Origin of the sequence: Luteibacter aegosomaticola, from assembly GCF_023078475.1 — a bacterium.
Taxonomy (GTDB): Bacteria; Pseudomonadota; Gammaproteobacteria; order Xanthomonadales; family Rhodanobacteraceae; genus Luteibacter; species Luteibacter aegosomaticola.
Map to the genome: position 1 here is coordinate 4,810,001 of NZ_CP095741.1, position 12,048 is coordinate 4,822,048.

Below are 12,048 nucleotides of genomic sequence, written 5' to 3' on the forward strand. Positions count from 1 at the left end.
GAAGCCCGCCTTGATCCGCAGGGGGCGGCCGGTCTTGAGGCGCGCCTCGAGATCTTCCTTCTTGATGATTTCATCGGCCCCGCGCGCGATCAGCGCCAGCGACTGCTCCAGGTCGTTCATGCTTGCTCTCTTCTTTACGTACGTATGTATGGGTTTCGCAAGTTCACAAATGTATGTGAAGGATGCGTGGCGGTTAATTGTGCGTTAACCGCGAGTTGCGATGCAAAGCCTTGATGTGAAAGGCGTTGACGTCTTTTGCACGAGGCCGTTATGGTACGCGACAACACGGGGCGAGCGGATACAAGAAAGACAATGGTGGATGAGATTCGAGGCGCGCAACACAGCGCGCGTAAGCAAGCGATTCGTCGCAAGGCGCAGCGTCGCCACTCCCACTTCTATGACAATCGTGCGGCGCACTGGTCCTTCAGTCGCAACGCGTCGTCGGAACCGCTGAGCTGGTCGCGCGAGCGCTGGATCCTCGCGGGCACCGCGTTCCTGCTTGTCATTCTTTCCGCCCTGGTCATCCCCGCGTGGGCCGGTGCGATGAAGTCGCCCAAGATCACCTCGGCCACGCCTGTCGCGCACAACGTCGTGTCGCTCGCCGTGCCGAAGATGGATCCCGCCACCGTGAAGCCGCTCGCCCCGGCGGAAGAGTGGCAGACCGTACAGGTCGAAGCCGGCCAAACGCTCGCCGACATCTTCCTGGCGCAAGGCCTGAACATGACCGACCTGCAGCACGTCATCGACGGCGCGGGCGGCACCAAGGTGTTCCACCAGATCAAGCCGGGCCAGGAGTTCCAGTTCCTGATCGGCGCCGACCACGTATTGAAGGGTGTGCGCTTCGACCAGGATGAAGCCACCATCGCCACGCTGCGCCTCGATGGCGATGCGGCGAAGGTCACCACCCAGGTGCGCGACGTGCAGCGCCGCGAGCACATCGCCCACGGCCTTATCGATGGCTCGCTGTTCGCCGCCGCGTCCAAGGCCGGCATGAGCAACGCGATGGTCCTGAAGCTCGCCGAAGCGTTCAAGTACGACATCGACTTCGTGCAGGACCTGCGCGTTGGCGATAGCTTCACCGTGATCTACGACGATGTGTACAGCGACGGCTCGTACCTGCGCGAAGGCGATATCGTCGCCGCCGAGTTCGTGAACCAGGGCAAGCGCTACACCGCGTATCGCTACAAGAGCGCGGATGGCAAGGTCGGCTACTTCAGCGAAGAAGGCCGCCCGCTCGCCGGCTCCTTCCTGCGCATCCCGGTCGACTTCACCCGCATCTCCTCGCAGTTCAGCGCAGGCCGCATGCACCCGATCCTGGGCAAGATGCGCGCGCACAAGGGCGTTGATTACGCCGCACCCACCGGCACGCCGATCCACGCCGCCGGCGATGGCGTCATCAAGTTCCGCGGCTGGATGAATGGCTACGGCAACTTCGTGATCATCCAGCACAACGGCACCATCAGCACGGCCTATGGCCACATGTCGCGCTTCGCCAACCTGCGCGTCGGCCAGCACGTGAGCCAGGGTGCCACCATCGGCTTCGTCGGCATGACCGGCCTGGCCACCGGCCCGCACCTGCACTACGAATTCCGCGTCAACAACGTGCAGCGCGATCCGCAGACGGTGACCCTGCCGAAGCCGGAGCCGCTGCCGGCCGCGCAGCTGGCGAAGTTCAAGAAGGAAGTGGTCGGCCCGCAGCTCGCCCGCCTCAACCAGCTCGACAGCAACTACAAGCTGGCCAGCGCCAAGAGCGGCACCACCTCGAGCGACGACTAAACGTGCCCCATGTTTCCGATGGCCTTTACCTTGGCCTGATCTCGGGTACCAGCGCGGACGGCATCGATGCCGCGCTGGTCCGCTTCACCGACACCCGCCCCGCGCTCGTCGCGGGGCTTGTGCATCCGTGGGATGAAAAACTGCGCCAGCGCATCCTTGCCGTGGCGCAGGATGAAGAACGCCTGGATCTCGACGGCTACGGCCAGCTCGATGTCGCCGTCGCGCGCGCCTTCGCCGATGCCGCCACGGCGGTGCTCGCGCAGGCCGGCGTGCGTGCGGGCGATGTGCGCGCCATCGGCTCGCACGGCCAGACGATCCGCCACCGCCCTGACGGCGAATACCCGTTCACCCTGCAGATCGGCGACCCCTCGGTGATCGCCGAGCGCACCCGCATCGACACGATTGGTGACTTCCGCCGCCCCGACGTCGCTGCTGGCGGCCAGGGCGCGCCACTGGTGCCCGCGTTCCACGCGACGGTGTTGCGCCCGGACAGCGGTGCGCGAGTCGTCCTGAACCTGGGCGGCATCGCCAACGTCACCCGGCTCACGCCCGACGGCAATGTCACCGGTTTCGACACGGGCCCGGCGAACGGCCTGATGGATGCGTGGTGCCTGCGCCACAAGGGCGAACCGTTCGATCGCGATGGGATGTTCGCCGCGGCGGGCACGATTGATCCGGACCTGCTCGCCGAATTGCTCGACGATGCCTACTTCCTGCTGCCGCCACCCAAGAGCACCGGGCGCGAACACTTCCATCTCGCGTGGCTCGATGCCCACCCGCGCGTCGCCGAGCTTTCAACGGAAGACGTGCAGGCAACGCTCATGGCGCTCAGCGCGGTATCCATCACCGATGCCATCCGCCAGCACGCGGCTGACGCGACCGATGTGGTGGCCTGCGGTGGCGGCGTGCACAACGCCGGATTGATGCATGCACTCGAGAGCCGCCTCGAAGGTCGCACGCTGCACTCAAGCACAGCCTTCGGCATCGATCCGGACTTCATGGAAGCCATGGGCTTTGCGTGGCTCGCGTTCCGCCGCTTGCGCGGCGAACCGGGCAACCTGCCCGCCGTCACCGGCGCGCATGGTCCGCGATTGCTCGGCGCCCTGTACGCCGCCCCCTGATAACGCGCGCTACCGCAGTTCTTCGGTAGCGTTGCGATCGTAAGATTTTGCTGCTTCGGAAAGTGACGCGGGCGAGGCCTGCGACAGAGCCGCAAGCGCTTCCTGGAACGCAGCCTGCTCGTCGGCATCCCACGCACCCGTGAGGTGTGCGATATCGCCTGGCTCAAGCAATAGCTCGTTAAACACGTCGCCCGGACTCAAGCCGAGCCCGTACCGCAACGCGTGCAGTATCACTTCGTTGATCGACCAGCGGCGTTCCCGAGCGAGCTGCTTGATACGCTCGGCCATCTGCTCGTCGATATGTCGCACCACGATATCCGGCACGTGCGTAACCTCCTTCGCGCATGCCCCCTGTGCCGGCGATCTTACACAGAATCGGCGGGGGCGCGCATATTGGCCGGGCGGCCTATTCCTCGGTCGCAGACGGCATGGGCAAGCCACGCCACAACACGGCGAGGACGGCGAGACAAGGCACGATAGACAATGTGCTCACCACGAACAGTGCGGTGTAGCCCGAATCCTTCACCAGGAAGCCGGAAAAACCACCCAGCAGCTTGCCGGGCAGGTTGGCCAGCGCGCTGAGGAGCGCGTACTGCGTCGCGGTGAAGCGCCGGTTCACCAGCCCCGACATGAAAGCGACGAGCACGGGTCCCGCAAAGCCCTGGGCAAAGTTGTCGCCCGAGAGCGTCGCCACGAACGCCCATGTCTCGCCCGGATTTTTTGACATGAGCAGGTAAAGCATGTTCGACAGCGCGACGCCAATGGCCGAAACCACCAGCAGGCGGCGCATATCGAACCGGGTCACCGCCCAGCCGCCGAGCAACGCGCCCACGATGCCGACGACCACGCCATACACCTTGGACACTTCCGCGATCTGCGTCTTGGTGAAGCCCGCATCGAGGTAGAACGGATAGGCCATGACGCCAAGCATCTGGTCGGGCAGGCGGAACAGCGCCACGAACAACAGCAACCCAAGCGCCAGCCCCACGCCATAGCGGGCGAAGAAATCGCGGAACGGGCCGATGAAGCTTTCCTGCACGGCGACCGACAGCGGCACGCGCTCACGCACGCGGTGTTCCGGCTCTCGCGCCACCAGCACCGTCACCACGGGGATCAGCAGCAGCACGCAGATGGCCATGTAGCCCTTCTGCCACCCCAGCGCGTCGGCCACGATAAGGATGCCCGCGCCACCCGCGATCAGGCCCAGGCGGTAGCCCAGCGTATAGGTGGCGGCGAGCGCACCCTGAGCTTCCGGCGGTGCAATTTCCACACGGTATGCATCGACGGCGATATCGACCGTGGCGCCCGCGAATGCGGCGAGCAGGGTCATGCCAAGGAACTTCTCCAGCGACTCGGAGGGCGGCATCGAGGCCATGCCGAACAAGCCGACAGCCAGCAGCAGCAAGGCGAACAGCAGCCAGCCGCGACGCTGGCCAAGGCGGCAGAACAACGGCAGGCGCAGCTTGTCGACCGCGGGCGCCCACAGGAACTTGAAGTTATAGGCGAAGGTGACAAAGCTCGCGACGCCAATGGCGCCGTAATCGACACCTGATTCTTTCAGCCACGCGGAAAGCGTGTTGCCCACCAGCAGGAACGGCAGCCCCGAGGCCAGGCCCAGGAAGAGCATGACCACCGAGCCCGGCTGGGCAAACGCGGAGAACAACCCGCGCCAGCCCTTGTAGCGCGCCTTCTCCTGCGCTTGGCTCACTCGGCGTAGTCCACGGTGAACGGGGCATGGTCAGAGAAGCGCTCGTCGCGGTAGATGGAGCAATCGCGCAGGCGGTCGCGCAGGCCCGGCGTGACGATCTGGTAATCGATGCGCCAACCCACGTTGTTCGCGCGCGCCTGGCCGCGGTTGCTCCACCAGGTGTACTCGACCGCATCGGGCTTGAGCGCGCGGAAGCTATCCACCCAGCCGATCTCCTGGAAGAGCAGATCGAGCCATGCACGCTCCTCGGGCAGGCAGCCGGAGTTCTTCTGGTTCGAGGTCCAGTTCTTGATGTCGTTCTTCGTGTGGACGATGTTCCAGTCACCACACAGCACGTACTCGCGGCCGCTGGCGGCCCACTCACGGAAGATGGGTGTGAGCCACTCCATGATCCGGAACTTGTACTGCTGGCGTTCGTCGCCCGACGAACCCGACGGAATATAGAACGAGACCACGCTGAGATTGCCGTAGCGCGCCTCGATATAGCGGCCCTCGCAATCGAAATCCTCGCGGCCCAGCGACGTGCGGACTTCGTCCGGCTCGCGCTTCGAATAAATGGCCACGCCGCTGTAGCCCTTTTTGCTGCGGGCATCGTGATAGAAGCAGTGATGGCCGTCCGGGCGGAACATCGGATCGGTCAGCTGCGCTTCCTGCGCCTTGGTTTCCTGCAGGCAGACGACGTCGGCGTCCTGCTTGCGGAGCCACTCGAACACACCCTTGGTGGCGGCGGAACGAATGCCGTTGGCGTTCAGCGAAATGATGCGCATGGGATCTCGGGTCGATAAGCGATGGGCCCATGATAGCAACCGGGGCGCACCCGGGCGTCGCGCGGTACCATGGCCGCCTTTGCTTTCACCGGGAACCTACCGCCGTGCACGATTACCAGCGCGAATTCATCGAGCTCACGCTCGCCCGCGACGTCCTCCGCTTCGGCGAGTTCACCCTCAAATCCGGCCGTACCAGCCCGTACTTCTTCAACATGGGCCGGATCGATTCCGGCGCGGCCCTCGCGCGCCTCGGCCGCTCGTACGCGGCTGCCGCCGTCCGCTCGGGCGTGGCGTTCGACATGCTGTTCGGGCCGGCCTATAAGGGCATCGCGCTGGCCGCGGCTACCGCGATCGCGCTGGCCGACACCCAGGACCGCGACGTGCCGTGGGCGTACAACCGCAAGGAAGCCAAGGACCATGGCGAAGGTGGCACCCTGGTCGGCGCCCCGCTCAAGGGCCGCGTCCTTATCGTTGATGATGTGATGACCGCCGGCACGGCCGTGCGCGAATCGCTGGAACTCATCCGCGCCCAGGGCGCCGAGCCGGCCGGCGTGCTGATCGCGCTCGACCGCCAGGAACGTGGCCAGGGCGAGCTCTCGGCGGCCCAGGAAGTGGCAGCCCAGTTCGGGATCCCCGTTATCGCCATCGCCAGCCTGGCCGACGTGCTCACCTACGCCGGGGAGCGCACCGAACTCGCCGCGGAACACGAGCGCCTGCTCGCTTATCGCGCGCAATATGGCGTGAAGGCCTGACAAAACCCACGACCGCGTCACGCGCCACATCCTGCCGTTGCCGTTCGTGCGCCGAACCCAGCGGCAGGCTGGCTATACTCCGGGCTCAGGAGGGGAAACCAATGCGAGCAGTGCGTTTTATCCTGGCGGGAGCGGTGGCAATCATGGCCACGTCCGCCGCCATCGCCCAAAAGTCTGACCGGAACGCGAACGCCTACCGGTATCGCTGGAAGGACGCCTCCGGGCAGTCCAATTTCAGCGACAGCCTCACCACCGAGGCGCTGAAGGCCGGTTACGACGTCGTCAATTCACGCGGCATGGTCGTCCAGCACGTCAATCGCCAGCTGACGGTCGATGAGAAGGCCGCGGCCAAGAAAGTCGCCGACCAGCAAGCCGCCGCGCAGGCCGTGATCGACCAGCGCAAGCGTGATGACGCGCAGATGCTCAACGCTTACCCGACGGAGCAGGCGTTCACCGCCGCCAAGCAGTCGCAGGTCGACAACGCCCACCAGACGGCGGAGACCACGCGCTTCAGCCTGCAGGGGCAGGAGAAGACCCTGGCCGACCTGCTGAACCGGGCTGGCGACATGGAGCGCGCCAAGCAGCCCGTGCCCCCGTATCTCACCACCCGCATCGGCGAACAGCGCAATACCGTGGCCGAGCTACGGGCGACGCTGCAGCGCCAGCAGGCGGCGGAAGCGGCTGCCAAGACCAACATGGATAGCGAAGTGCAGCGCTACCGCCAGCTGCGCGCCGCCAACGCCAACGGCGGCTGATTGCCGCCGCCCGCGCCGGTCAGACGCGTTCCGGTCAGAACGGCATCTGCAGCTTCGCGTCCACGGCGTGGAGCTGCAGACGGAACGCCTGCTTCACCCGCTCCAGGGCCTTGGCGCTATCGGCGTCGAAACGGAACACCAGCGCAGGCGAGGTGTTCGACGCACGGACCAGCCCCCACCCATCCGGCCAATCGGCACGCACGCCGTCGAGCGTGGTGATGCGCGCGTCATCGAACGTCGCCTTCGCCCGGAATGCCTCCATGAAGCGCGCGGACGCGCCTTCCGGCATGGGCAAGCGAATTTCAGGCGTCGATACGCTCTTCGGCAACGTCTCGAAGATTTCCGATGGCGAGCGGTCCTCGAGATCGGCCGCCAGGAGCTCCATCAGGCGCGCTGCGGCGTAGATGCCATCGTCGAAGCCATACCAGCGGTTGTTGTCCGCGAAGAAGAAGTGGCCGCTCATTTCACCGGCCAGTGCCGCGCCGGTTTCGCGCATCTTCGCCTTGATCAGCGAATGCCCGGTGCGCCACATCATCGGCACGCCCGCGGCATCCTGGATCACCTTGCGCAGGTGGCCGGTGCACTTCACATCGTAGATCACGGTGGCACCGGGATTGCGGGCCAGCACGTCCTGCGCGTAAAGCATCAACAGGCGGTCGGGGTAGATGATTTCGCCCGACGGCGTCACCACGCCAAGCCGGTCGCCATCGCCATCAAAGGCGATGCCGAGGTCCGCGCCAATAGTGTGCACGGCGGCAATCAGGTCGCCGAGGTTGCGTGGATCCGACGGGTCGGGGTGATGGTTCGGGAAGCGGCCATCCACGTCGCAGTACAGCGGCACCACCTCGCAACCGACCTCTTCGAGGACACGCGGCGCCACCGCACCGGCCGCGCCGTTGCCCGCATCCACGACGATCTTGAGCCGGCGCTGCGTTGAGACGTCATCGGCGACGCGGTTTACGTAGGCGTCGAGCACCGATTGCTCGCGCCAGCTGCCGTGGCCGCCGGTCGGCAACCCACCGGCGACGATGCGCCGGTAAAGGTCGGCGATCGCGTCTTCGGCCAGGGTTTCACCGCCCACCACGATCTTGAAGCCATTGTAGTCGGGCGGATTATGGCTGCCCGTCACGGCCACGCCGCAGCCCGTCCCAAGCTGGTAGCAGGCGAAGTAGACGAGCGGCGTCGGCACCGCGCCAAGGTCGATCACATCAATGCCCGCATCGCGCAGGCCATCCATCAGTGCGCCACCCAACTCCGGGCCGGACAGGCGGCCATCGCGTCCCACCACGATCTCGGGCAGGCCACGTTCGCGCATCACCGCGCCAATCGCCTGGCCAATCTGCCGTGCGGTATCGGCCGTCAACGTCTTACCGACCACACCGCGAATGTCGTAGGCACGGAAGATGGCCGGATCCACGGGCGCGGCGGCGGCCTGTGCCGGTACCGGCGCGGCTCGCTCGAGCGTCGGCCGCGCGGCAACCGCATCGCCCTGTGCCGGCGAAGGCGGCAGGCGCGGCTTGCGCTGCACATCCGCCACCAGGATCTCCTTTTCCTCGGGGGCTTCTTCGACCACGGGTGCCGCCCGGCTGCGCGACCAGAGCAGGAAAGCACCGCCACCCAGGCCGACCAGCGCCAGTAGCGCTGCCAGCACTTCCGAATGCGGAATAACGATGAACGCTCGCGGCATGGCCGCGAACACGTAGAGCGCCGCGCCCTCCACACGCAGGCCCTGGCTACCGAGTTCACCGCTGTGACGGCCTTCGGCGATCAGGCTGAGGCTATCCGGGCCATCACCCTGGCGAAGTTCAAGCCGCCCGCCGTGAGGCGAGATGGCCGCGAACCGGTTGGCAAACCCCTCGAACGGGTACTCCAGCCACGCCCAGGCGCGCAACGCACCGCCAGCCTGGATCGGCTCGACGACACTGAGCCGGCGCTTCCCGTCACTGGTCTGCGTACTAGCGGGCGGCGGCTCGCTGGCACTGAGCGCGGCCATGAGCTGGGCCGCCTTGGCGTAACCAAACTCGCGGTAATTCGCGCGGACGACTTCATCCAGGCCCGGGCTATACACCTCGACCGCCACGGCGGAAGGCAACAACGCGTGGAGCCGGGCCGAAGCGGCCGCATGGTCATCGATGCCGGCAAGCAAGGTCGGGTCGTTTAGCGCAGCGAGAAAGGGCTTGCGCAGCCCCGCGTATTCCGCCGAAAGCTGGCGCGCCGCCTCTGCCTGCGAGGCGCGGACGTCCGCCGCCGCGCTCTCCTCATCGGCGATCAGCCACGCCTGCCAGGCGCAAAAAGCGCCCGCGGCAAGCAGTACGGTGGCTCCCACTAACGTGAGCAGCTTCCGTACATCGACGCGAGGCCCCCGCCCCACCCCTCTCGCTATCCCAGCCATGTTGCCCCTTACCCTTCCGGAGTATCAGTTGACGCCGGTGGACCCAAAACCGCCCTCACCCCGGCGCGACGGTGTGAACCCGTCGACGACGCGCAAACGCGCCCGCCCGACCGGCACCAGCAATAATTGCGCAATCCGGTCCCCCGGTGCGATGGTCAAATCGGCAGTTCCGCGATTCCATGCCGAAATCATGAGCGGTCCCTGGTAATCCGCATCGATAACACCCACCAGGTTGCCCATGACGAGCCCCTGCTTATGGCCGAGGCCCGAGCGCGGCACGATCAGAGCACACCAGGCGGGGTCGCCGATGTGAATGGCCATACCGGTCGGCACCAGGACGCTTTCACCGGGCTTGAGCGTGATGGGCGCCTCCACGGCAGCCCGCAGGTCCATGCCAGCGCTGCCGTCGGTGGCAGGTTCCGGCAGCGGGATGCTGTCGCCCAGGCGGGCGTCGAGCACCTTGAGTTCAATGTCGATCAAGAGCGGATTCCATGGGTAGCAAGGAAGCGATCGGCCACGTGAGCCATGAGCTGGCGCGCGAGGTCCGTCTTCGGTGCCTGGGCCAGCGACGCGTCGCCATCGGCCCAGAAGAGATGTAGCGCGTTATCGGCCACTTCGAAGCCACGGCCGCCACCCACGTCGTTGGCGGCGATCATGTCCAGGCCCTTCCGCGCCAGCTTGTCGCGCGCATAGTCCGCCACGTCGCGGGTTTCCGCGGCAAAGCCGACGAGAAACGGGTGCTGCGGCCGCGCGGCCAGCGAGCCAATGATGTCGGGGTTCTCGGCAAGCTCCAGGCGCAGCGGCTCGCCACCGGCCTTCTTGAGCTTGTGCTCGGCGATACCCGCCGGACGGTAATCCCCGACGGCTGCCGCACCGATATAGATATCCGCACCGTCGCTCGCAGCCAGCACGGCTTCGTGCATCTGCCGGGCGCTGCGCACATCGATGCGCCGTACACCAGGCGGCGTCGGCAAGGCGACCGGACCGGCCACGAGGGTCACCTCGGCGCCGGCATCGCGTGCGGCGGCCGCGACGGCAAAACCCATCCGGCCGGAGCTGCGGTTGCCGATAAAGCGCACCGGGTCGATGTCTTCATACGTCGGGCCCGCGCTCACCACCACATGGCGGCCTCGCAGCCGCTGCTCGCCGAACGATGCGACCAGGATGTCCCGCAGCTCATGCGGTTCGAGCATGCGGCCCGAGCCAATGTCGCCACAGGCCTGGTCGCCGTCGGCGGGGCCGAGCACCTGGACGCCACGCACGCGCAACGTACCGATGTTGGCCTGCACGGCCGGGTGCGCCCACATCTGCTGGTTCATGGCGGGTGCGATAGCCACGGGTGCGGCGGTTGCCAGCACCACGGTAGAAAGCAGGTCGTTGGCGAAGCCATGGGCTAGCCGCGCGATGGTATCGGCGCTGGCGGGCGCGATGAGGATGCGCTCCGCCCATTTCGCCAGCTCGATATGCCCCATGGCCGCCTCACCCGCCTCATCCCACAGGCTGACGCGCACGGGCTGGCCGGAAAGTGCCTGGAACGTGGTGGGCGTGACGAAATGCGTGGCGCCTTCCGTCATGACGATGCGCACCTCGGCCTCGAGATCGCGCAGGCGACGGACGAGTTCGCAGATCTTGTAGGCGGCGATGCCGCCGGTGACGCCAATCAGGATGCGACGCTGGCGGAGGGTCATGGCGGAGCAAGGCATAGCAAAGAGACGGGTTAGCTTAACGGATTTCCCTGACGCAGCCCCGTGACGAATGCCCGGCGTTTTTCGGAATCCTTCTATCGTCAGGAACGGGTTGGCAAACGTAACGTGGTGGGCCCCCAACCCACGTCCCATCCGGGGCACGAAAGGAATCCCCCATGCCGCGCCGATCCGCCAAGAAACACGCCGCCCGCGACGCCACGCCCGAGGGCACGACGTGGTCACAACCCATCCCCGCCTGGCCTGCCCGCGAGCGCCCGCGGGAACGACTCCTGCTCCAGGGCCCCGCCGCCCTCTCCGACGCCGAACTCGTGGCCGTCCTGCTGGGCAACGGCACCCCAGGCGCCGATGCCGTCACCACGGGGCGGGCCCTGCTCGCCAGCGCCGGCAGCGTCGGCCGGCTTTTGGCCGGCGTTTCCGAGCTGGCCCATGTGCCGGGCGTCGGCCCGGTCAAGCGGGCCCGGCTCATAGCCGCCCTGGAGCTCGCCCGGCGCTCACTGGGCGAGGGGCTCACCGAACTGCCCGCCATCCGCGGCGTTGAGGATTGCTACGACTTCCTCAAGGCCCGCCTGGGCAACCTGAACCATGAAATCTTCGCCTGCCTGTTCCTGGACGTGCGCCACAGGGTCATCACCTTCGAGGTGCTTTCCGAAGGCACGATCAATGAAGCCACCGTCTACCCCCGCGAAGTCGTCCGGGCGTGCCTGCGCCACCACGCCAGCGCGGTCATCCTGGTCCACAACCATCCCTCGGGCGATGCATCGCCCAGCGTCGCCGATTGTGAAATCACCGAGCTCATCCGCGATGCCCTGGACCTGCTCGAGGTCAAACTGGTCGACCACATCGTGGTCGGGGCGGGCAAACCGGTTTCCATGGTCGCCAGGGGCCTGGCCTGAAACAAAAAAAAGACGGCGCGAGTGCCGCTCGCGCCGTCATGGGTCACCTGTCGAGGGAGGGGCTTCGATAACCCGTGCGTGCCTTGGGCCGGGGAGACACCGGGCACGAGAAAAAGTGTGACAGTGGCCGATGACAACGCGGTGACGTGCCGCTTTCGCGCTGATGGCGGGCTTGCAT

Annotated in this window: 12 protein-coding genes (1 of these 12 running past the window's edge); 5 read left to right on the forward strand and 7 right to left on the reverse strand. The window is 66.4% G+C overall.

All coding sequences use genetic code 11. From position 1 onward, the window contains the following. A protein-coding gene (gene tyrS / locus L2Y96_RS21575; RefSeq protein WP_247330376.1) for a tyrosine--tRNA ligase crosses the window boundary here: on the reverse strand, nucleotides 1-120 show its 5' end (the start). It extends 1,086 nt beyond the left edge of the window; 120 of the gene's 1,206 nt are visible here — the first part of the coding sequence; it begins with the start codon at nucleotides 118-120; its stop codon lies beyond the left edge, outside the window. A 192-nt stretch (nucleotides 121-312) separates the two neighbouring features. On the opposite strand from tyrS, the gene L2Y96_RS21580 reads away from it, so the two are divergent. Together L2Y96_RS21580 and L2Y96_RS21585 are read left to right on the forward strand one after the other, a co-directional pair. Then, nucleotides 313-1,776: an OapA family protein gene (locus L2Y96_RS21580; RefSeq protein ID WP_247330379.1), complete on the forward strand. Its 1,464-nt coding sequence runs from the start codon at nucleotides 313-315 to the stop codon at nucleotides 1,774-1,776. A 2-nt stretch (nucleotides 1,777-1,778) separates the two neighbouring features. After that, nucleotides 1,779-2,897, forward strand: a complete 1,119-nt coding sequence (locus L2Y96_RS21585) for an anhydro-N-acetylmuramic acid kinase (RefSeq protein ID WP_247330380.1) — start codon at nucleotides 1,779-1,781, stop codon at nucleotides 2,895-2,897. A gap of 9 nt (nucleotides 2,898-2,906) precedes the next feature. On the opposite strand, the gene L2Y96_RS21590 is transcribed toward L2Y96_RS21585, so the two are convergent. The 3 genes from L2Y96_RS21590 to L2Y96_RS21600 all read right to left on the reverse strand — a co-directional run bounded on the left by L2Y96_RS21590 (nucleotide 2,907) and on the right by L2Y96_RS21600 (nucleotide 5,372). After that, entirely contained in the window at nucleotides 2,907-3,221 is a 315-nt protein-coding gene (locus tag L2Y96_RS21590) for a hypothetical protein (protein WP_247330382.1), read from the reverse strand. A gap of 82 nt (nucleotides 3,222-3,303) precedes the next feature. After that, complete coding sequence (locus L2Y96_RS21595) at nucleotides 3,304-4,524, reverse strand: AmpG family muropeptide MFS transporter (RefSeq protein WP_247337189.1); 1,221 nt, start codon at nucleotides 4,522-4,524, stop codon at nucleotides 3,304-3,306. Between the two features lie 77 nt (nucleotides 4,525-4,601). Then, complete coding sequence (locus tag L2Y96_RS21600; protein ID WP_247330384.1) at nucleotides 4,602-5,372, reverse strand: exodeoxyribonuclease III; 771 nt, start codon at nucleotides 5,370-5,372, stop codon at nucleotides 4,602-4,604. Between the two features lie 104 nt (nucleotides 5,373-5,476). Between L2Y96_RS21600 and pyrE the strand changes: the two genes are divergently transcribed. Together pyrE and L2Y96_RS21610 are read left to right on the forward strand one after the other, a co-directional pair. Beyond that, nucleotides 5,477-6,124 carry an orotate phosphoribosyltransferase gene (gene pyrE, locus L2Y96_RS21605; RefSeq protein WP_247330387.1) on the forward strand — a complete coding sequence of 216 codons (648 nt, stop codon included), beginning with the start codon at nucleotides 5,477-5,479 and terminating at the stop codon, nucleotides 6,122-6,124. Nucleotides 6,125-6,267: 143 nt separating this feature from the next. Beyond that, the gene (locus L2Y96_RS21610; RefSeq protein ID WP_247330390.1) at nucleotides 6,268-6,879 is read left to right on the forward strand and encodes a DUF4124 domain-containing protein; all 612 of its coding nucleotides are present in this window, start codon (nucleotides 6,268-6,270) and stop codon (nucleotides 6,877-6,879) included. Nucleotides 6,880-6,913: 34 nt separating this feature from the next. On the opposite strand, the gene L2Y96_RS21615 is transcribed toward L2Y96_RS21610, so the two are convergent. Genes L2Y96_RS21615 through coaBC form a run of 3 tightly spaced genes read right to left on the reverse strand, consistent with a single transcriptional unit; the run spans nucleotide 6,914 to nucleotide 10,959 of the window. Next, the gene (locus L2Y96_RS21615) at nucleotides 6,914-9,271 is read right to left on the reverse strand and encodes a phosphomannomutase/phosphoglucomutase (RefSeq protein WP_247330392.1); all 2,358 of its coding nucleotides are present in this window, start codon (nucleotides 9,269-9,271) and stop codon (nucleotides 6,914-6,916) included. 24 nt (nucleotides 9,272-9,295) lie between these two features. Further along, nucleotides 9,296-9,751 carry a dUTP diphosphatase gene (dut, locus tag L2Y96_RS21620; protein WP_247330395.1) on the reverse strand — a complete coding sequence of 152 codons (456 nt, stop codon included), beginning with the start codon at nucleotides 9,749-9,751 and terminating at the stop codon, nucleotides 9,296-9,298. Beyond that, a complete protein-coding gene (coaBC, locus tag L2Y96_RS21625) occupies nucleotides 9,748-10,959 on the reverse strand; it encodes a bifunctional phosphopantothenoylcysteine decarboxylase/phosphopantothenate--cysteine ligase CoaBC (protein ID WP_247330398.1) in 1,212 nt (403 codons plus the stop codon). Before coaBC ends, dut begins: the two co-directional genes overlap by 4 nt. A gap of 173 nt (nucleotides 10,960-11,132) precedes the next feature. Here coaBC and radC point away from each other — a divergent pair, with 173 nt between their 5' ends. Further along, nucleotides 11,133-11,870, forward strand: coding sequence for a RadC family protein (gene radC / locus L2Y96_RS21630; protein WP_247330400.1), 738 nt, complete (start codon nucleotides 11,133-11,135; stop codon nucleotides 11,868-11,870). Nucleotides 11,871-12,048: the final 178 nt, after the last annotated feature.